Source organism: Homoserinibacter gongjuensis (assembly GCF_030161875.1).
GTDB classification, from domain to species: domain Bacteria; phylum Actinomycetota; class Actinomycetes; order Actinomycetales; family Microbacteriaceae; genus Homoserinibacter; species Homoserinibacter gongjuensis.
In genome coordinates this window covers 2,508,083-2,528,170 of the sequence record NZ_BSVA01000001.1, presented here as the reverse complement: position 1 = coordinate 2,528,170, position 20,088 = coordinate 2,508,083, and the positions used below count along the sequence as shown (strand labels likewise).

Below are 20,088 nucleotides of genomic sequence, written 5' to 3'. Positions count from 1 at the left end.
GCCCGAGCGGCCACGAGGTGTGCAGTGGCCCGATTGTTTACGCCATTGCAACGCACCGCGCATGGATCGTGCGCGGATGAGCGCCTCACGCACGAAGCTGCGGCATCCGCGCAGGAAATCACTCGCCGCGCAGCTCGCGCCTCTCGCTCTCGAGCGCCGCCGAGGCGCGGCTGAGCGACAACTCACGTTCGTGATCGCCTTCGGCACGGGCGCGCTGCATGGCACCCAGCAGCTCCCCTTGCGCCGCAGCAGGTCGCGATCGACGAGCGAGGTGACGACTCCACGGCAGTACGTCGCGATCTGCTCCTCACGCTCGGGGATGGGCGCGACGCCGAGCTGCGTGACGAGCGACTCGAAGCCCTGCGGCACCTCCTCGCCCACGCGCTGCAGCCACTCGGGCGACTCGAGGGCGTCGAGCTGCCCGCGGATCGCATCGCGCACGATCGCGAGCGTCTGGTTGGTGAAGCGCGACTCGACGGCCTTGGCCACGAGTGCCGGGCCCACCGCCTGGGGGAACTGCAGGATCGCCATGAGCGCGTCGCGCTCCATGCGCGTCACCGGATCCGTCGGCAGCTCGGTGAGGCTCGCCTGCCGTGGTCGCTCCTGAACCGGGTTCTCGGTGCGACCGGTCTCCTCCCCGGGTGTCGGCCTCGGTGCGCGGATCGGCGCGGCGCGCGCTGTTGCCGGCACTCGTGACGGCACGGCCGACCTCGCCGGGGTCCATGCCGAGCCACCCCGCGAGGTTGCGCACGTAGCCGCCCCGCAGCGCGGGATCGCGGATGCCGGCCACCACCGGCGCGGCCGCGCGCAGGGCCGCCACCCGCCCCTCGACCGTCTCGAGGTCGTGTCCGGCGAGTCGGCGGCGCACCATGAACTCGAACATCGGCTTGCGGTCGGCCACGAGCTTGCGCACCGCGTCGTCGCCCCGGTGGATGCGCAGGTCGCAGGGGTCGAGCCCTTCGGGGGAACGGCCACGAAGGTCTGAGCTGCGAAGCGCTGCTCCTCCGCGAAGGCGCGACTCGCGGCGCGCTGGCCCGCCTCATCCGGGTCGAAGGTGAACACCACCTCGCCGGTCTGCGAGACATCCGTGTTGGCGTGGTCGCCGAGCACGCGGCGCACGACCTTGATGTGATCGACACCGAACGCCGTGCCGCAGGTGGCGACCGCGGTCGTGACGCCCGCGAGGTGGCAGGCCATGACATCCGTGTAGCCCTCGACGATCACGACCTGCTTGCCCTTGGCGATGTCGCGGCGCGCGAGATCGAGTCCGTAGAGCACCTGCGACTTGTGGAAGACGAGCGTCTCGGGGGTGTTGAGGTACTTGGGGCCCTGATCGTCGTCGAACAGCTTGCGGGCGCCGAAGCCGACGGTCTGCCCCGTCACGTCGCGGATCGGCCAGATCACGCGGCCCCGGAAGCGGTCGTAGGAGTTGCCGCGGTCACCGGTGGAGAGCAGGCCCGCGGCGACGAGATCGTCCTGGCTGAACCCCTCCTTCAGGAGGGCGTTCTTGAGGGCGTCGAACGACTTGGGGGCGTAGCCCACGCCGAAGCGCTCGGCCGCGGCCTGGTCGAAGCCCCGGCCCCCGAGGAAGTCGCGACCGGGCTGGGCCCCCGGCTCGGCGAGCTGGGCACGGAAGAACTGCTCGGCGGCGGCATTCGCCGCCAGCAGACGCGCGCGGGTGCCGTGATCGGAGGGCGCGGCTGCCCCGTCCTCGTAGTGCAGCTCGATTCCGGCGCGCGCCGCCATGCGCTCCACGGCCTCCTGGAAGCTCACGTGATCCATGCGCTGCAGGAAGGTGAAGACGTCACCGTCTTCGCCGCATCCGAAGCAGTGGTAGCGACCGACGCCTGGACGCACGTGGAAGCTCGGACTGCGCTCCTCGTGGAACGGGCAGAGACCCTTGAGCGAGCCGACACCGGCCGATTTGAGGGTCACGTAGTCGCCCACGATGTCGGCGATGTTGATGCGGGACCGGACCTCGTCGATATCGCTTCGACGAATGAGACCGGCCATGCCCTGATTCTAGGGTCGCGGCGGCCTCGGCGGCCGGGCGCGCGGTTCGCGGTGTGGAGAGCGCGGGGTCAGGCGTACCGCTCGTGCCAGGCATTGGCTGAGGGGTCGGTGAGCGAGGCGACCTGATCGACGATGACGCGCTTGCGGGCCGTGTCGTCGGCGGCCGCCGCGAAGTCGGTGGCGAAGCCCGCGTCGAGGTGCGAGGGGTCGTCCCAGAGTGCGTCGGCGAGCTCCTTGAGGATGCCGCGCTGTCGTTCGTAGATCGGCTTGCGGGCGTTCGTCGACATGACGTTCGCGGCGACGATGCCCTTCAGCACCGCGATCTCGGCCTGCGTCTCGATCGGTACCACGACATCCGCTCCGAAGCGCGCGAGCGCATCCTGTGCGTACGCCTCGCGGGTGGCGCGCACGGCACGCCGGGCGAAGCGCCCGATGAGCTGCGAGGTGAGGTTCTTCAGACGCGCCTGGGCGCGGCGCGAGCCGTCCCAGTCCTCGATCCAGTCGGGCAGGCTGTCGAGACGGTCGAAGGCCGCGATGAGGGTGTCGTGATCGAGCTCTCCCCGATCCACTCCACCATGCTCTCCACGAGGTCATCGTGATCGACGCGGGCCGACAGGGCTCGCACGTCGAGGTAGCCCGTGATGATCGCGTCTTCGAAGTCGTGCACGGAGTAGGCGATGTCGTCGGAGAGATCCATGACCTGCGCCTCGATGCACCGCACGCGCGGCGGCGCACCGGCGCGCAACCAGGCGAAGGCGGGGGTGTCATCCGCGTAGAAGCCGAACTTGCTGCGGCCAGAGGGGTCGGGGATGCCCTCCTGCTCCGGCCAGGGGTACTTGCAGCTCGCATCGAGGCTCGCACGCGTGAGGTTGAGGCCGTAGGCGCGGCCGTCGGCGTCGAAGACCTTCGGCTCGAGCCGCGTGAGCAGGCGCAGCGTCTGCGCGTTGCCCTCGAAGCCGCCGATGTCGGCCGCCCAGTCGTTGAGCGCGCGCTCGCCGTTGTGGCCGTAGGGCGGATGCCCGAGGTCGTGCGCGAGGCACGCCGTGTCGACGACGTCGGGGTCGAGGCCGAGGTTCGCCGCGAGCTCGCGACCGACCTGGGCGACCTCGAGCGAGTGGGTGAGCCGGTTGCGGGCGAAGTCGAGGCCGGCGGTCGGGCTCAGCACCTGGGTCTTGACGGCGAGTCGGCGCAGCGCGCTCGAATGCAGGATGCGGGCCCGGTCGCGCGCGAAATCGCTGCGGCGGGTGGAGTGCTGCTCCGGCAGCATCCGCTCGGCGTCGGCGGCGCTGTAGCCCGGCGGAAGCTCACCCACCGCTCGTGTCGCCTTCGCCCTCGGTGAGCTGCGTGCGGTGCGTGTCGTGCAGCTCGCGGGACTCGAGCCAGTGCTCGGGGAGGGCCGGCTGCTTGGGGGTTCCGGCGCGTCCGCGCTGCCCCTCGGCGTCCGCGCCGGGGTACGGCTGGTCGGGGTCGAGGCGGCCGAGCAGCTCGTCGATCTCGGCGAGGCTCGAGGACTGGGCGAGCGCCGCACGCAGTTCGCCGCCGACCGCGTAACCCTTGAAGTACCAGGCCACGTGCTTGCGGATGTCGCGGCACGCCCGCGTCTCGTCGCCGTCGAAGAAGTCGATGAGCAGCTCGGCGTGACGGCGGAAGGCGAAGGCGACCTCGCCGAGAGTGGGTTCGGCTTTGGTGTCGCCACCGCTGAACGCCGCCGCGAGATCGCCGAACAACCATGGTCGCCCGAGGCAGCCTCGCCCGACCACGACGCCGTCGCATCCGGTCTGCTCGACCATGCGTACGGCATCCGCGGCGCTCCAGATGTCGCCGTTGCCGAGCACCGGGATGCTCGTGACGGTCTGCTTGAGGGTCGCGATGGCGTCCCAGTCGGCGTGTCCGGAGTAGAAGTCGGCCGCCGTACGGGCGTGCAGGGCGACGGCCGCGGCGCCGGCGCCCTCGGCGATGCGACCCGCCTCGAGGTAGGTCAGGTGGTCGGCGTCGATGCCCTTGCGCATCTTGACGGTGAGCGGCAGCGGGCCCGCCGCCTGCACGGCCGCCTCGACGATGCCGCGGAACAGGTCGAGCTTCCAGGAAGCGCCGCTCCCCGCCCTTGCGGGTGACCTTCGGCACCGGGCAGCCGAAGTTGAGGTCGATGTGGTCGGCGCGATCCTCGGCCACGAGCATCGTGACGGCTTCGCGCATCGTGGCGGGGTCGACGCCGTAGAGCTGGATGGAGCGCGGCGTCTCGGACTCGTGATGCTTGATGAGGCGCATCGACTCGGGGTGCGCTCGACGAGCGCACGGCTCGTGATCATCTCGGAGACGTAGAGCCCCGCACCGTACTCGCGGCACAGGCGCCGGAACGCGGTGTTGGTGATGCCCGCCATGGGCGCGAGCACGACCGGCACGTCGAGACGCAGCGGGCCGATCTCGAGCGCGGGGGCCGGGGGCGCGAATAGGGTGGACATCCCCTCGATTCTTTCAGATCACCCCGTGAGGAGACCGGACATGGGCGCAGGACGCGAACGCGTCGCGGCGGATGCGGCCGCCCGCGGCATCGAGATCGAGGTCATCGACCGGCCTGCGGCAGCGTCGCTCGAGGAGGCTGCGGCGCTGCTCGGGATCACGGCCGCCGACATCGTCAAGTCGCTCGTGGTGAAGCGCAGCGACGGCACGTTCCTCTTCGCCGAGATCCCGGGCGACCGCGTGATCTCCTGGCCGAAGCTCCGCGCACTCGTGGGCGTCAACAAGCTGCAGTTGCCGGATGCCGCGGTCGCGCTCGAGGCGACAGGTTACGAGCGCGGCACGATCACGCCGCTTGGATCCAGCACGGCGTGGCCCGTCTACGTCGACGAGCGGATCGTCGGTCGGCGCGTCTCGATGGGGGCAGGCGAGCACGGGGCGAGCCTGTTCGTGGACGCCGACGCCCTCATCGCCGGGTTCGGCGCGACGGTCGCCGACATCTCGGAGCCGGCGCCCACCCGCCCCACCGCCGAGTAGAGGCGCATCCCCTCGAGCTGGCTGAGGAGCGACCGCGCAGCGGGCGCGTCTCGAAGCCACCACCGCGGGGCACGGGCACGGTGGTTTCGCGACGGCGCTGCGCGCCTCCTCAACCAGCTGACGTGTGCTGAGGCGGACGTGCCGGCACCTCGCACACGTCGCCCTCACACGCGACCGCGTCGGGGTCGCCGAGCGGAATGAGCCCGCTCACGACGCGACCTCGGCATCCGCCTTCTCAGCGTCCTTCTCGGCGGCCACCTGACGCAGCACCTCGGCGAACGTCGCCGGCTCCTGCGCACCGGACACGCCGTACTTACGGTCGATGACGAAGAACGGCACCCCTGGATGCCGAAGTCCTGGGCGACGGCCTGGTCTTCGCGCACATCGGCGAGGTGCTCGTCGGCCTCGAGCGAGCGGATGACGTCATCGCGGTCGAAACCGAGCTCGGCTGCGAGGTCGGCGAGATCCTCGATGCGGCCGACGTGGCGACCCTGCTCGAAGTACGCCGAGAGCAGGCGCTCCTTCATCTCGAGCTGGCGCCCGCGCAGCTTCGCGTAGTGCAGCAGCTGGTGCGCCTTGACCGTGTTGGTGTGCTGCAGCGCGTCGTAGTCGTAGTGCAGGCCCACGCTGTCGGCGATGCCGGTGACCCGCTCGATCATCTGCTTCGCCGTGTCGACCGGGATGCCCTTGTGTTGGGCGAGGAACTCGAACTCGCTGCCCTCGAAGTCGACGGGGGTATCGGGCGAGAGCTCGAACGAGTGGTACTCGATCTCGACCGGCACGCCGGCCTCAGCCGCGCCCGCCTCGAAACGGCGCTTGCCGATGAAGCACCACGGGCACGCGATATCGGACCAGATGTCGATCTTGATGGGGTCTGCCATGTGATGTGTCAACGAAGCGGATGCCGTGGGCATTCCCGACGGATCACACGGTGTGCGTCGGCGGCAGCGGCGAGGCGGGCGGAGGCGGTGACGTGAACACCTCCGCCGGAGGCAGCGGACGTTCCCGCGAGATGCCCTGGCGACGGGCGGCGAGCTCCACCCACAGCACGAAACCGGCCGTGAACACGGCCTGCACGAGCGGTGCGAGCGGGTCGCTGCCCTCCGAACTCATGATGGTCGTGCCGAGCGAGCCGCTCGCGAGCAGCAGGAGCGCGACCACGTTGTTCACGACGTGGAACGCGATCCCGGCCTCGAGCCCGCCCGTGCGCCACACGACGATCGCGAAGCCGAGCCCCATGACACCGACGCTCAGCAGACCCCAGATCTCGTACTGCGTGTGCCCGACCGTGAAGATCACGGTCGACACGATGATGCCGACCCAGGGGTTCTTCACCCAGGCGCCGATGGTCTGCATGACGAGGCCGCGGAACACGTACTCCTCGGCCGCCGACTGCAGCGGCACGAGCGCGATGATGAGCACCGCGAGCAGCGTGAACCGGCCCGCATCCACGGGAACCGGCTCGATGGGCACGCCGAAGAGCGGGCCGAGGAACGACAGCCCGGTGCTGAGGATCGTGATCACGAGCGCGGGGATCGTGCACCACAGCATCCAGCGCCACCGGATGCGGAAGGCAACCGAGTGCCGGAGGCTCACGGGGCGCAGCCCCGCGCACAGCATGGCGAGCGGCACGAGCGGGAGCATGATCGCGACGCTCCCGAGCAGCAGCACGAGACTCACCGGATTCGAGACGTCGGTGAGCTGCCCCATCACGGCGGGTATCGAGGTGAAGTCCGTGAGGTTCGCCCCCGAGGCGATGATCACGATGACCCACCCGATCGCAACGACGACCTGCGTGACGAGGAAGAACGCCACGAAGACGGCGACGGCGACGAGCGGGCGCCACCACGCGTAGGCGCGGGCCGTGCGGAACAGACGATGGTAGGGCGTCGGGTCTTCCACGGGCGGCGGAAGGATCATCCCCGGATAAGCGGGCGCGCCATTCCATGCCTCAGGCGGAATGTAGCCGCCTTGGGGATGGCCCGCCGGCGGGTAGCCGCTCTGCGGGTAGCCGCCCTGCGGGTAGCCGCCCTGCGGATTGCCGTCGGCCTGCGGGCCGCCCTGCTGCCAGGTCACGCGCCGCGCAGCCGCTCGGCGAGGTAACCGTGCAGCCGGTCGAGCGACACGCGCTCCTGCGCCATGCTGTCGCGTTCCCGCACCGTGACGGCCTTGTCGTCGAGGGTGTCGAAGTCGACGGTCACCGCGAAGGGCGTGCCGATCTCGTCCTGACGGCGGTAGCGGCGCCCGATGGCCCCCGCGTCGTCGAACTCGATCATCCAGTCCTCACGCAGGTCGGCCGCGAGCTCGCGGGCCACCGGCGAGAGCTGCTCGTTGCGCGAGAGCGGCAGCACCGCGACCTTGACGGGCGCGAGGCGCCGGTCGAGCCGCAGCACGGTGCGCGTGTCGACCCCACCCTTCGCGTTCGGCGCCTCGTCTTCATGGTACGCGTCGATGAGGAACGCCATCAGTGCGCGGGTGAGCCCGAACGCCGGCTCGATCACGTACGGAACCCAGCGCTCGCCCGTGGTCTGGTCGAAGTACGAGAGGTCCTTGCCCGAGTGCTCCGAGTGCGTCTTCAGGTCGAAGTCCGTGCGGTTGGCGATTCCCATGAGCTCGCCCCACTCGCCCGAGGCGAAGTTGAAGCGGTACTCGACGTCGACGGTGCGCTTCGAGTAGTGGCTCAGCTTCTCCTTGGGGTGCTCGTAGAGACGCAGGTTGTCTTCGCGGATGCCGAGCCCGGTGTACCAGCCGAAGGAGGCGTCGATCCAGTACTGGTGCCACTCCTCGTCGGTGCCCGGCTGCACGAAGTACTCCATCTCCATCTGCTCGAACTCGCGCGTGCGGAAGATGAAGTTGCCGGGCGTGATCTCGTTGCGGAAGCTCTTGCCGATCTGGGCGATGCCGAACGGGGGCTTCATACGGGCGCTCGAGAGCACGTTCGCGAAGTTCACGAAGATGCCCTGGGCGGTCTCGGGCCGCAAGTAGTTGAGCCCCTCTTCGTCGTCGACGGGGCCGAGGTAGGTCTTGAGCAGGCCGGAGAACGCGCGCGGCTCGGTCCACTGGCCGCGCGTGCCGCAGTTCTCGCAGACGATGTCGGCGAGGCCGTTCTCGGGCACGCGGCCCTTCTTCTCCTCGTAGGCCTCCAGCAGGTGGTCTTCGCGGTAGCGCTTGTGGCAATGCAGGCACTCGATGAGCGGGTCGCTGAAGACCTCGACGTGACCGGATGCCTCCCACACCTGACGCGGCAGGATCACGGAGGAGTCGATGCCCACGATGTCGTCGCGGCGCTGCACCATGAACTTCCACCACTCGCGCTTGATGTTCTCCTTGAGCGCGGTGCCGAGGGGGCCGTAGTCCCAGGCGGAGCGGGACCCGCCATAGATCTCACCCGCTTGGAAGACGAAGCCACGACGCTTCGCGAGAGAGATGACCTGGTCGAGGGTGTTGGGCGTCGCCACGGAGGAGCTCCTGATGATCGGGCCGCGCCGGCTTGCGCGGTCACACGGGGTACGGAACGTCCAGCCTACCGAGCCGCGGGCCCGGACCGGCTCAGTGCACGGCGCGCACGATCGCGGCGACGTCGTCTTCGGTGTTCCACAGGTGGAACGACGCCCGCGCACGCCCGGCGCGACCCGAGATGCGGATGCCGGCCGCGCTCATGCGTTCGAGCTGCGAGCCGTCGGGGTCGGGCCACGACACGATCGCCTGGTGCTGCTGCGGAAGCCCGAGCTCGTGGCACAGCAGCTCACCGAGCCCCGCGGCCCGCTGCCAGATCTCGGCGATGTCGAGCTCGGCGAACATGCCGATCGACGCCTCGGCACCCACCCACGCCTGCCACGCGGGCGAGACGTCGAAGCGACGCGCGTCGGGCGCGAGGGTGATTTCGGTGCCGTAGCAGCTCTGCCACACCTCGTCGCCCGCGTACCAGCCGCCCTGCGCGGGGCGCAGCACGGCATCCGCGTTCTCGCCCACCGTCAGGAAGCTCACACCGCGCGGCGAGCACAGCCACTTGTAGGCGTGGCACACCGTGATGTCGAAGTCGCCCGCCGCGACCGTCAGCACGCCCGTCGCCTGCGTCGTGTCGCAGAAGGTGAGGGCGCCGTGACGCGCGGCGGCCTCGCGAATGGCGGCGGCATCCGCGACGTATCCCGTCGCCGATTGCACGAGCGAGAACACGACCAGGAACGTCTCGTCGGTGACGCTCTCAGCGAGAGCCTCGACGGGCACCGCGCGGAGCTTGGCTCCCGGCCGTTGCGCGAACGGCACGAGCAACGATGAGAAGTCGCGCTCGGCCACGAGCACCTCGGCGCCGTCGGGCACCGCCGACGCGACGAGCGACGCCTGCACCGAGGTCTGCGAGCCGATCGCGACGCGGCCGGCGTCGAGGCCGACGAGCCGGGCGTAGGAGCGTCGGGTGCGGTCGACGATGGCGTCGTACCCCTGCGGGTCGCGGTCGGCGCGCGACCAGGCGTCGAGGTCAGCCCGCAGCGCCTCGACGCTGCGACGAGGTGGGATGCCGATGGATGCGGTCGCGACATAGCCGCGCGGCTCACCGAACTCGGCGATCGCGGCGGCGAGCGGGCGTGACGGCGCTGTCAGAGTGCTCACCACTCCAGCGTGCGATGAACAGATCTATCGCACAAGGTCATGTCTCGCATGTCATCCATTCGCTACGGTTATGGAATGGAGCTCGATCTGCAGTCGGTGCGCATCGTGCGTGCGATCGCCGAGCACGGCTCGATCAGCGCCGCGGCACGCGCGCTCGGCTACAGCCAGCCCGCCGTGAGCCAGCACCTGCGCCGCGCGGAGCAGCGCCTCGGCGTGCCGCTCGTCGTGCGGGCGGGGCGCGGCATCCGCCTCACCGAGCCCGGCATGGTGCTCGCCCGGCACGCGCAGTCGATCGGGCAGGCCCTCGACGCGGCACGCGGCGAGCTCGCCGAGCTCGTGGGCCTCGGCACGGGAACCGTGCGCATCGCGGCGTTCCCCACCGCCTCGTCGACGATCGTGCCGCGCCTGCTCGGCACCGTGCGCGACGCGCATCCGGGGCTCGCCGTGAGCTACGTCGAGGCCGAGCCGCCCGAGGCGCTCACGATGCTGCGCGAAGGGCTCGTCGATCTCGCGATCACCTTCGCGTATCCGGGCGACCGCGCCGACCCGCACCGCGAGTCGGAGGGCCCCGTCGAGACGGTGCCGCTGTTCACGGAGCCGGTCGTCATCGCGCTGCCCGAGCACCATGCGCTCGCTGTCGACGGCGGCGCCGTCGAGCTCGCCCTGCTGGGCGAGGAGCGCTGGATCGCCGGATGCCCGCTCTGCCGCGGACACCTGCTCGCCGCGTGCGAGGCGGTCGGCGTCGAACCCGACATCGAGCTCGAGACCGACAACGCCGTCGCGGTGCTGAACCTCGTTGCGGCGGGCCTCGGGATCGCGCTGCTCCCGCGGCTCGCGCTCGCGACAGCGGTTCCACCCGAGGGTGCCGTCGTGCGCGCGACCGCACCGTCGAGCGACCGCTCCATTCAGGTGGCCGTGCAGCACGGCTCGCGACGTGTGCCGTCGATCGCCGCGGTGCTGGATGCGGTGATCGCTCTCGAGGGAGCCGACTGGGGCCTCGCGGCGTACCGGCAACCGGGACGTTGACACCCCCATCCCGGGCCACTACCGTCGAGATAGTAAAGTTTCCTAACTACGCGGGAGGATCGTGGTGAACGCCTCAGCGTCCGGCGACGGACGCAGCCCGGGGCCGGCGCAGCCCGGGCTGCTGCGCAGCCTCAACAACCGCGTCGTGCTCGAGCTGCTCATCGAGCACGGAACGCTCAGCCGCAGCGACGTGCACGCCCTGACCGGGCTGTCGAAGCCCACGGCCTCCCAGCTGCTGCAGCGACTCGAAGAGAGCGGTCTCGTGCGTCCCAGCGGCTTCGGCGACACCGGCCCTGGCGGCCGCGCGCCGCAGCTCTACCGCATCGTGCCCTCGGCAGGACACGCGGCAGCCGTCGACGTGCGCCGCGGACGCGCGCGGGTGCGCATCTCCGACATCACCGGCACGGTCGTCGTCGAGCAGGAGCGCGAGACCGACCCGAACGACAGCGGGCCCAGCAGCGCCGCCACGATCATCGCATCGAGCTGCGCCGAGGCCGGGATCGCGCCCGCACAGCTCGACGCCATCGTCATCAGCGTTCCGGGATCGTACGACAGCGACTCCGACGCTCTCTGGTACGTCGACCACCTGCCGGGCTGGCAGCAACCCGCGGTCGGCGCCGAGCTGCGTCGGCTGTTCCCCGCCGCATCCGTGTCGATCGAGAACGACGTCAACCTCGCCGCGATCGCCGAGCGAAACGCGGCGAGCGACGACGCCGAGAGCTTCTTCCTGTTCTGGCTCGACGACGGCATCGGCGGGGCGATCATGATCGACGGATCGCTCTATCGCGGGAGTCGCGGCGCAGCCGGCGAGGCGGCGTTCCTCCTCTCCCCGGTGCCGTGCTCGACGAGCAGAGCCGCGCGGACGGCGCGCTCGAGCGCCAGGTGGGCACGGCCGCACTCTGCGCGCTCGCCGCCGAGGCCGGGCACGAGGCGCACACCTCCGCCGAGGCGATGCGGATGCTGCTCGAGGATCCCTCCGCGTCAGCCGCTCTCGTCGAGCTCTCGCGTCGCTACGCACTCGCACTCGCATCCGTCATCGCCCTGCTCGATCCCGCGCGCCTCGTGCTCGCGGGCGAGCTCGCCCAGCTCGGCGGAGAGCGGCTGCGCGCCGAGGTCGCGCGCCAGCTCGACGCCCTCGTGCTGACGGCACCGCCGCTCGCCGTGACCGTGGCGACCGACTCGCCGATCCTCGACGGCGCGATGCTCCTGAGCCTCGGGGTCGCGCGCGACCGGGTCTTCACGACGTGACCGCGCGACGCATCCGCCTCGCCGTCGTGGGCGGCGGATCCACCTACACGCCCGAGCTCGCCGACGGCATCGCCCGGCTCGGCGAGAGCCTCCCGGTCGAGGAGCTCGTGCTCGTCGACCCCGACGCCGTGCGCATCGAGGTCGTCGCGGGACTCACCTCGCGCATCCTCGCCGCCGCCGGCAGCACGTGCCGCGTCACGACCACCGACGACCTCGAGGCCGCCGCAACCGGCGTGGATGCCGTGCTCGTGCAGCTGCGCGTCGGCGGACAGGCGGCCCGCGGCCGCGATGAGAGCTGGCCGCTCGAGTGCGGCTGCATCGGGCAGGAGACGACCGGTGCCGGCGGACTCGCCAAGGCGCTCCGCACGATCCCCATCGTGCTCGACATCGCGCGCCGGGTGCGCGCTGTCAACCCCGAGGCCTGGATCGTCGACTTCACCAACCCCGTCGGCATGGTGACGCGCGCGCTGCTCGACGACGGGCACCGCGCGGTCGGCCTGTGCAACGTCGCTATCGGCTTCGAGCGGCTCTTCGCCGAGCGGCTCGGCGTCGAGCCCGAGCGGATCGAGCTCGACCACGCCGGCCTCAACCACCTGAGCTGGGAGCTCGGGGCGCGCATCCGGAACGACGACGGCACGCCCACCGAGGTACTCGACCGGCTCATCGACGAGCACGGCGATGCACTCGTCGCCGAGACCGAGCTGCCGCTCCCCCTGCTGCGCTCCGAGCGCTTCATCCCCTCCTACTACCTGCGCTACTACCTCGAGCACGACGAGCTCGTGGCACTCGCCGCCGACCGGCCCTCGCGCGCCACACAGGTCGCGGCGCTCGAGGCCGAGCTGCTCGAGCTCTACGCCGACCCGGCGCTCGACCACACGCCCCCGGAGCTGCGCGGGCGCGGCGGCGCCTACTACTCGGATGCCGCGGTCGGCCTGCTGGCGAGCCTGCTCGGCACGGGCGCGGCGCGCGACCACATCGTGAACGTGCGCAACCGCGGCATCCTGCCGTTCCTCGACGACGAGGCCGTCATCGAGGTGCGGGCGTCGGTGGGGCCCGACGGCATCCGCCCGCATCCGGTTCCCGCTGTGCCACCGCTCGCCGCAGGTCTCATCGCGCACGTCGCGCGCTACGAGCAGCTCGGCGTCGAGGCGGCGCTGCATGGCGGCCGTGACCGCGTGGTGCGGGCGCTGCTCGCGCATCCGCTCGTCGGGCAGTACGCGACCGCGCAGGCGCTCGCCGACCGGCTCATCGCCGAGAACCAGGAGTGGCTGCCGTGGGCGCGCTGAACGGACCGCACCTGCTCGCCCTCGACGGCGGCAACAGCAAGACCGACGTGCTGCTCGTGACCTCCGACGGCACGGTCGTGGCGCGTGCACGGTCGGGGCCGTTCGCCCCGCACATCATCGGCGCGGGCCCCGCGGTCGCGACCGTGGCACCTGCCGTCAGGGAGGTGCTCGCGGCCGCCGGGCTCACGCGGGTCGACGTCGTGGCGGGCTACCTGGCGAACGCCGACCTGCCGGAGGAGGAGGACGCGATCGCCGAGGCGATCGCGACGTACGGCTGGGGCGAGCGCGTCGAGGTGCACAACGACACCTTCGCCATGCTGCGCACCGGCACCGACGCCACCGCGGGCGTCGCGGTGGTCTGCGGCGGCGGCATCAACGCCGTCGGCATCGCGCGCGACGGGCGGCATGTGCGCTACCCGGCGCTCGGCCGCATCACCGGCGACTGGGGCGGCGGCTTCGCGATCGGCAAGGAGGTGCTCTGGTACGCGAGCCGCGACGAGGACGGCCGCGGCCCGGCGACTCTCCTTAGCGGTCTCGCCGCCCGGCACTTCGGGTGCGCGACCGCCGCCGAGGTCGCGACCGGCATGCACCTCGGCACCATCGACCGAGACCGGATGCATGAGCTCGTGCCGCTGCTCTTCGCCGCGGTCGACGCGGACGACGCCGTCGCCGCCGAGATCGTGCAGCGCCAGGCCGAGGAGATCGCGCTGCTGGCGACCACGACCCTCCGCCGCATCGACGCGCTCGACGAGCCCGTCGACGTCGTGCTCGGCGGCGGCATGCTCACGAGCCGCCATCCCGCCCTCCTCGAGCCCGTGCTCGCGGGCATCGCCGCCGCCGCGCCGCGCGCCGTCGTCTCGGTCGTCGACGACGCGCCGATCGTCGGCTCGGCGCTTCTCGGCCTCGAGCACCTCGATGCGCACACCGGAGAGCGCGGCTCCCCGCCCGCCCGCCGCGAACGGCTGCGGGCCACCCTCGACACCCCGCAGGAGGTGCGGCGATGACGCTGCGCATGGGACTCGCCGGCACCGGATACTGGGCCGACGTCACGCACGCAGCCGCGGTCGGCGATGCGCCATCGTGGGAGCTCACGGCCGTCTGGGGGCGTGATGCCTCGCGTGCCGCCGAACTGGCGGCGCGCCACGATGCACGGCACGCGGGCGACGACTTCGACGCCTTTCTGGCCCAGGTCGACGCCGTCACCTTCGCGATCCCGCCGCATGTGCAGTCGGAGTTGGCGCTGCGCGCCGTCCAGGCGGGCAAGCACGTGGCGCTCGAGAAGCCCGTCGCGCTCGACCCCGCCGCCGCCCATCGCCTCGTCGAGGCCGCCGAGGCGCACGACGTCGCGACCGTCGTGATGTTCACGATGATGTACGACCCCCGGATGCGCGCGATCGTCGACGAGACCCGTGCCGGACGGCACTGGACGGGCGGCGCCGGCCTCTGGCTGGGTTCGGCCCTCAGCGACGACAACCCCTTCAACACCCCGTGGCGCCATGAGGAGCTGCCCATCTGGGACGTCGGCCCGCACGCCGTCGCCGCGCTATGGTGTACCGTCGGCCCCATCGTCGACGTGCTCTCGGCCGTCTACGAGGACGACATGATGCACGTCGTCTTCGCGCACGAGGGCGGCCGCACCTCCAGCTGCAGCATGACGCTGCGGGCGCCGGATGCCGCGGACGGCTTCTCGACGCTCGTCTGGGGCGACTCCGGGCGCCTCGAGCTGCCCGTCGACGATGTCGACTCGCGCGCGTCGTTCGCGACCGCCTACGAGGAGCTCGCAGAGCTGATCCGCACGGGCGAACGGCACCACGACTACGACGTGCGCTTCGGCACGCGCATCGTCGAGGTGAGCGCCCTCGCGCAGGACCGGATCCGACGATGACCGCCCGCGCCGTGCGATTCCCGCGCGCCGGCGAGGTCGTCATCGACGACATCGAGCTCGCGAGCCCCGGGCCGGGGCAGCTCCGCTGCCGCGCGCTCGCCTCCCTCGTGAGCACCGGCACCGAGCTCGCCTGCCTGCGCGGTGAGTTCGACCAGCGCACCTTCTGGGCGGACTGGGTGCGCTATCCGTTCTCGCCCGGCTACTCGATGGTGTCGCGCGTCGAGGAGGTGGGCGCCGGCGTGGACGGCATCCGCCCCGGCGATCGCGTGTTCTCCTTCACGCCCCACGCCTCCGCCTTCGTGATCGACGCCGCCGAGGCCACGGCGCTCCCCGCCGGGGTGAGCGATGAGCAGGCGGTCTGGAGCTCGCTCGCCGTCACGACCCAGTGGGCCGTGCGCCGCTCGGGCCTCGTATTCGGCGAGGTGGCCGTCGTGGTCGGCGCGGGTCTCCTCGGCCAACTGCTCGTGCGCTACCTGCGCGTCGCGGGTGCGCGCCGCATCGTGGCGATCGACCCGGATGCCACCCGGCTCGAGCTCGCCCGTGCGGGAGGCGCCGACGAGGTGCTGAGCATCGGTGCCGAGGAGGCAGTCGCACGGCTCGCGGGAACGGCGGACGTGGTGTTCGAGGTGACTGGGCATCCCGCGGTGCTGGCCCCCGCATCCGAGCTCGCCCGCCCGCTCGGGCGCCTCGTGCTCGTGGGCGACGCCCCGCGGCCGAGCCTGCAGACGCTCGGACCGCGCATCGTCGCCGACGGCATCTCGGTGATCGGCATCCACGCGGGCACCGCCGCCGAGATCGCGACGCCGTCCGATCCCTGGAGCGTGCGGGTGATGCTCGATCTCTTCCTCGAGCTCGTGCGCGCCGGCCGGATGGATCCGGCGCCCCTCCTGACCCGCGAGGTCGACGACGCCGCAATCCCCGAGCTCTACCGCGAGTTGCAGGCCTACCGCGGGCGCGAGCTCGGGGTGCTGATCCGCTGGGGCGCGCGATGACCGCCCCGGTGCGCTGGGGCGTGGGCTCGGTGGCGGGCATCAACGCCGCGACGGTTCCGGCGATCCTCGCGAGCGAGACGGCCGAGCTCGCGGGCCTCGCGAGCCGCGATCCCGAACGCGCCCGCCGGGCGGCCGAGGAATGGGGCGGCGTGGGCTACGCGGGCTACGACGCCCTGCTCTCCGACACGCGCGTCGAGGCCGTCTACGTGCCGACGCCGAACGCGCAGCACGCCGAGTGGGTGCATCGCGCCATCGGCGCCGGCAAGCACGTGCTGTGCGAGAAGCCGCTCGCGGTGACCGCCGAGGAGGCGCGCGCCCTGGTCGCCGCGGCCGAGGACGCGGGCGTGCTGCTCTCCGAGGCCTTCATGTACCTGCATCACCCGCGCTACACGCGCCTCCGCGAGCTTTTCACCGAGGGCGCCATCGGCGAGCTGCGCGGCATCCACGTGGTCTTCACCTTCGACGCCTCCGACGAGCTCGAGCACTCGGGCTTCCAGGGCGCGCCGGGCAGCGGGGCGATCTACGACGTCGGCTGCTACGCCGTGCACGTGGCCCGGACGCTGACGGGCGCCGAACCGGAGGCCGTCACCGCCCACGCCGCTGTCTCCGAGCCGCACGGCGGCATCGACATGAGCACGGCGCTGCTGCTGGAGTTCCCGGGCGGCGTCGCAGCCACCGCGCAGCTCGGCATGTGGAGCGCCGACCTCGACACCGTGATGGTCATCGGGTCGCGCGGGCGCATCGAGGTGCCGAGCGCCTTCCTGCGCGGCCCCGACGACCACGTGCTGCTCCTCACGGATGCCGACGGCACCCGTCGCATCGAGACGCCGCGCGCCGACCACTACGAGCGCCAGATCGCGCGCTTCGACGCCGCCGTGCGTGGTGAGGCCGAGCTGCTGCTGCCGCCCGACGACGCGGTGCGCCAGGCCGAGGTGCTCGACGCAGCGACGCTCTCCTGGCGCGAGCGGCGACGGGTGGAGCTCAGCGCACGCTGAACTCGCCGATCAGGTCGGAGAGGAACATGTCGACCAGATCGCCGAAGACCCGCAGCCGTGCGGCCCGCAGGCCGTCCAGCCGCGCCGCGACGGCGTCGCGCGCCGAGCCGTGCAGCTGCGGCGGCTCCCCGCCGCCTGCGGCTCGAGCGCCGCGACCGCCGCATCCACGGCCTCGACGCCGCGGGCGTACTGCGCGACCCACGGCGCGATCTCGCCGGCCAGCGCCCGGTTCTCGAGCCGCCCCATGCGCTCGGCCACGCCCGAGAGGTGGGCGAGGTGCAGGCGGAGGTCGGCCACGGCATCCGCCGGCGTGCCGAACTGGTAGTCGAAGGCGAAGCGCTCGAGGCGGGCGGCGAACCGCGGCGCATCGTCCGTGCAGAGCGCGGAGCCTCGCACGGCGTCGGCGAACTCCCGGAACGGCTCCGCGTCACGCGAACCCGCCACCCGGCGCAGCGCGGCCTCCCAGCTGGCCTCCGGGTCGAAGGCGTGCGGATCGCGGCAGAAGTCCGCGACGCTCGCGATGCCGATCTTCGAGGCCTCGGCGAGCGGCATCGGGTTGGCGACGATGCCCGCGGCCGTGCCGGCGAGTCCCGGGTCACGGCCGAGGTAGGGGCCGATGTGCAGCTCGTGGGTCATGGCGACGTCGTTGACCGGGAAGTTGTCCCAGTACAGCGGGCGACGTCCGGTCGAGCGCGCGAACAGCTCGGCCTCGGAGGCGGTGAGTTCCGGCGAGCAGATGGCGCGGCCGGTCCAGAACAGCGCGGTGCCGTCCGCGAGCCCGCTGCCGAGGGCCGTGATGTAGGGCTCGTCACCGTGCCCCCAGTAGTCGGTCGGGCACACCGCGAACCGCGCGCCGCCTGCCTCCGTGGCGAGCCGCTGCTCGACCTGCCCCACGAGGTGCAGCTGGGCGGCCACGAGGTCGGGGAACTCCGCGACGTCGCCCGGATGCTGCAGCCGCCCCGGGATGTCGTCGAGGAACAGCGCGGCATCCGTCGCCCCGAGCGCGCGCACGCCCGCGAGCTTGGCGTGCACGGCTTCGACATCGCCGGGCTCCGAATAGCGCATCGAGAGCCCCGGCGACACGCCGTACCAGAGGGCCACGCCCGCCTCGCGCGCGACCGTGGCGAGCTCGCGCAGCTCCGCGGCCTCGGCATCCGGATACGGCTCGCGCCAGCGGCGACGGGTATAGGGGTCGTCCTTCGGCGAGTAGACATAGGCGTTCATGCCGAACTCGGCGATGAACGCGACCATGTCATGCCGCTGCTCCACCGTCCAGGGACGGCCGTAGAAGCCCTCGACAACGCCGCGGATCGCGAGTCCGCTCACAGCGACCTCACCCGGCCGCGGTAGCGCGCGATCGCCGCCGCATTGCGCTCGTCGCCACCGGCCACGTTGCTCGAGGCGAACACCGCGGGCGGCGTGCCCGCCGCGACCGCGCGCGCGGCCGCCTCGGCCGAGATGGCGTGGATGATGGCGGCGCCGACGACGGTCGAGGTGGGCCCCATACGCGCCGGGATGCCCTCGACCCTCACGGAGGCATCCCCCGCCTCACCGAGGTTGTCGATGACGATGTCGGCCACCTCCAGAAGGCTCGGCTTGTCGGCCTGCACGGCCTGGGCGGAGCCCGCGTGGGCGGCGCTCACGATCGCGATCACGGGCATCCCGCGTTCGCGCGCGGCGGCCGCGAGCTCGACCGCCACCCGATTGCCACCCGAGTTCGAGATCACGATGAGGCAGTCGTCGGCGCCCGGATCGAGGTCGGCGAGGATGCCCGCGCCGAGTCCTCGCTGCGCTCGATCACGGTCGACAGCGCCGCGTTGCCGTGCAGCATGAGCGACTCGAGCAGGATCGGGTCGATGGCCGCGAGGCCGCCGGCGCGATAGAAGCCCTCGAGGGCGAGCAGGTGCGAGTGGCCCGAGCCGAAGACGTGCACGAGCCCGTCGGCGACGAGGGTGCGCGCGACCGCCTCCGCAGCTGCCGAGATCGCGGCTCCCTGCTCGTCGGCGAGACGCCCGAGGAGCTCCGCCGTGTGCGCGAGGTATCCCCGCGCGACCGCTTCGGTCATGTCAGCCTCCCGCTGTTCAGGCTCTCGCTGTTCAGGATCCAGGTGCTCAGATGGTCGGAGTACGCCTCGCCCAGGCGCCCCTCCGCGATGGCCCAGGCGCCGTCGAGCGGGTCGCCCTGCGCTGCCACGCAGACCAGCGCGCCGTCGCCGGCGAGTCGGGCCTCGAGCGCTGCGCGCAGGGCGCTGCCCGGGGAGACGACGCGCCCGCTCAGCGCGAGAGGGCACGGATGCGCGTCGAGCGCCGCCGCCGCCGCACCCGCGGTCGCGACGAGCTCCTCCGCCGCGGCGGCCACCAGCTCCGCCGCGACCGGATCTCCTCCCCGGCCGCCTCCTGCACGTCGATCGCGAATCGCGCGATCTCCGCGACGGCACGGCGCCGCCCGTGCAGCCAGGCCGCGAGATCCGGATGCGCGCCGTAGCGGGCGTCGCACGCGGCCTCGAGCGCGGTCGCGGCACCGCGTCCGTCGCGGGCCCGCAGCACGGCCTCGACCCCGCGACTGCCGAGCCAGAATCCGGATCCGGCGTCGCCGAGCAGGAAGCCGTCGCCGTCGACGCGGCGGAACGCGCCCGTGGCGGGGTCGAGGCCGAGGCAGGCGATGCCGGTGCCGACCGTGAGCACGACGCCCGCGCCGCCGCCGAAGGCGCCCGCGTGGGCTGTCAGCTCGTCGCCCGCGATGTCGACGCGTGCGATGCCGAGCACCGTCGCGAGCTCACGCGCGAGCGCGACTCGAGCTTCCTCGTCGGCGGGCACGACGGTCAGCCCGAGCGTCATGCGCTCGATCACCGGGGCTGCGGTGGGCAGCTCCGCGAGGCACACGCGGATGCGGCGCAGCAGACCGCCCGCGACCTGCTCCTCGAGCCGGCCGAGTCCCTCCGCCCGCAGCACGCCCTCGTGCCCGCCGACGCGCATCCGAATGCCGGACTGCCCGCCGTCGACCGCCACCGCGACGCCGCTCATGCTGCACACCCTAGGCTC

The 20,088-nt window shown here is 72.1% G+C and carries 14 protein-coding genes and 5 pseudogenes; 8 read left to right on the top strand and 11 right to left on the bottom strand.

All coding sequences use genetic code 11. From position 1 onward, the window contains the following. Positions 1 to 118: 118 nt before the first annotated feature. The 3 pseudogenes from dnaG to dusB form a co-directional block, all read right to left on the bottom strand. Positions 119 to 2,013, bottom strand: a pseudogene (gene dnaG, locus QQK29_RS18765) (DNA primase). 68 nt (positions 2,014 to 2,081) lie between these two features. Further along, a pseudogene (locus tag QQK29_RS13560) lies at positions 2,082 to 3,280 on the bottom strand (deoxyguanosinetriphosphate triphosphohydrolase). Positions 3,281 to 3,317: 37 nt separating this feature from the next. Further along, positions 3,318 to 4,475: pseudogene (gene dusB, locus QQK29_RS13555) on the bottom strand (tRNA dihydrouridine synthase DusB). Positions 4,476 to 4,515: 40 nt separating this feature from the next. On the opposite strand from dusB, the gene QQK29_RS13550 reads away from it, so the two are divergent. Further along, positions 4,516 to 5,007, top strand: coding sequence for an aminoacyl-tRNA deacylase (locus QQK29_RS13550; protein ID WP_284301034.1), 492 nt, complete (start codon positions 4,516 to 4,518; stop codon positions 5,005 to 5,007). A gap of 207 nt (positions 5,008 to 5,214) precedes the next feature. Here QQK29_RS13550 and QQK29_RS13545 read toward each other — a convergent pair. From QQK29_RS13545 to QQK29_RS13530, 4 genes and pseudogenes are all read right to left on the bottom strand, one after another. Next, positions 5,215 to 5,888, bottom strand: a pseudogene (locus tag QQK29_RS13545) (DsbA family oxidoreductase). A gap of 43 nt (positions 5,889 to 5,931) precedes the next feature. Further along, positions 5,932 to 7,083 carry a CPBP family glutamic-type intramembrane protease gene (locus tag QQK29_RS13540; RefSeq protein WP_284301032.1) on the bottom strand — a complete coding sequence of 384 codons (1,152 nt, stop codon included), beginning with the start codon at positions 7,081 to 7,083 and terminating at the stop codon, positions 5,932 to 5,934. Then, the gene (locus QQK29_RS13535; protein WP_284301030.1) at positions 7,080 to 8,465 is read right to left on the bottom strand and encodes a glycine--tRNA ligase; all 1,386 of its coding nucleotides are present in this window, start codon (positions 8,463 to 8,465) and stop codon (positions 7,080 to 7,082) included. Before QQK29_RS13535 ends, QQK29_RS13540 begins: the two co-directional genes overlap by 4 nt. A gap of 91 nt (positions 8,466 to 8,556) precedes the next feature. Continuing rightward, complete coding sequence (locus QQK29_RS13530) at positions 8,557 to 9,615, bottom strand: aminotransferase class V-fold PLP-dependent enzyme (RefSeq protein WP_284301028.1); 1,059 nt, start codon at positions 9,613 to 9,615, stop codon at positions 8,557 to 8,559. 75 nt (positions 9,616 to 9,690) lie between these two features. Here QQK29_RS13530 and QQK29_RS13525 point away from each other — a divergent pair, with 75 nt between their 5' ends. The 7 genes from QQK29_RS13525 (at position 9,691) to QQK29_RS13495 (ending at position 17,047) form a co-directional block, all read left to right on the top strand. After that, a complete protein-coding gene (locus tag QQK29_RS13525; protein WP_284301026.1) occupies positions 9,691 to 10,641 on the top strand; it encodes a LysR family transcriptional regulator in 951 nt (316 codons plus the stop codon). Between the two features lie 64 nt (positions 10,642 to 10,705). Then, positions 10,706 to 11,785: an ROK family transcriptional regulator gene (locus tag QQK29_RS13520; protein WP_284301024.1), complete on the top strand. Its 1,080-nt coding sequence runs from the start codon at positions 10,706 to 10,708 to the stop codon at positions 11,783 to 11,785. Positions 11,786 to 11,885: 100 nt separating this feature from the next. Beyond that, positions 11,886 to 13,175 carry a family 4 glycosyl hydrolase gene (locus QQK29_RS13515; RefSeq protein ID WP_284301021.1) on the top strand — a complete coding sequence of 430 codons (1,290 nt, stop codon included), beginning with the start codon at positions 11,886 to 11,888 and terminating at the stop codon, positions 13,173 to 13,175. Next, the gene (locus QQK29_RS13510) at positions 13,163 to 14,179 is read left to right on the top strand and encodes an N-acetylglucosamine kinase (protein ID WP_284301020.1); all 1,017 of its coding nucleotides are present in this window, start codon (positions 13,163 to 13,165) and stop codon (positions 14,177 to 14,179) included. Before QQK29_RS13515 ends, QQK29_RS13510 begins: the two co-directional genes overlap by 13 nt. After that, a complete protein-coding gene (locus QQK29_RS13505; protein ID WP_284301019.1) occupies positions 14,176 to 15,060 on the top strand; it encodes a Gfo/Idh/MocA family protein in 885 nt (294 codons plus the stop codon). Before QQK29_RS13510 ends, QQK29_RS13505 begins: the two co-directional genes overlap by 4 nt. Beyond that, complete coding sequence (locus QQK29_RS13500; protein ID WP_284301018.1) at positions 15,057 to 16,052, top strand: zinc-dependent alcohol dehydrogenase; 996 nt, start codon at positions 15,057 to 15,059, stop codon at positions 16,050 to 16,052. The genes QQK29_RS13505 and QQK29_RS13500 overlap by 4 nt, the downstream gene beginning before the upstream one ends. Then, entirely contained in the window at positions 16,049 to 17,047 is a 999-nt protein-coding gene (locus QQK29_RS13495; RefSeq protein WP_284301017.1) for a Gfo/Idh/MocA family protein, read from the top strand. Before QQK29_RS13500 ends, QQK29_RS13495 begins: the two co-directional genes overlap by 4 nt. 9 nt (positions 17,048 to 17,056) lie before the next feature. Here the strand turns inward: QQK29_RS13495 and QQK29_RS13490 are convergent, their stop codons facing one another. The 4 genes and pseudogenes from QQK29_RS13490 to QQK29_RS13475 form a co-directional block, all read right to left on the bottom strand. After that, positions 17,057 to 18,373 (bottom strand): protein O-GlcNAcase, encoded by a 1,317-nt coding sequence (locus QQK29_RS13490; RefSeq protein WP_284301015.1) that lies wholly within the window; start codon positions 18,371 to 18,373, stop codon positions 17,057 to 17,059. After that, a pseudogene (locus tag QQK29_RS13485) lies at positions 18,370 to 19,112 on the bottom strand (sugar isomerase domain-containing protein). The gene QQK29_RS13490 and the pseudogene QQK29_RS13485 overlap by 4 nt, the downstream one beginning before the upstream one ends. After that, positions 19,109 to 19,240 carry a hypothetical protein gene (locus tag QQK29_RS13480; RefSeq protein ID WP_284301014.1) on the bottom strand — a complete coding sequence of 44 codons (132 nt, stop codon included), beginning with the start codon at positions 19,238 to 19,240 and terminating at the stop codon, positions 19,109 to 19,111. The pseudogene QQK29_RS13485 and the gene QQK29_RS13480 overlap by 4 nt, the downstream one beginning before the upstream one ends. A gap of 80 nt (positions 19,241 to 19,320) precedes the next feature. After that, positions 19,321 to 20,070, bottom strand: a complete 750-nt coding sequence (locus tag QQK29_RS13475) for a BadF/BadG/BcrA/BcrD ATPase family protein (RefSeq protein ID WP_284301012.1) — start codon at positions 20,068 to 20,070, stop codon at positions 19,321 to 19,323. Positions 20,071 to 20,088: the final 18 nt, after the last annotated feature.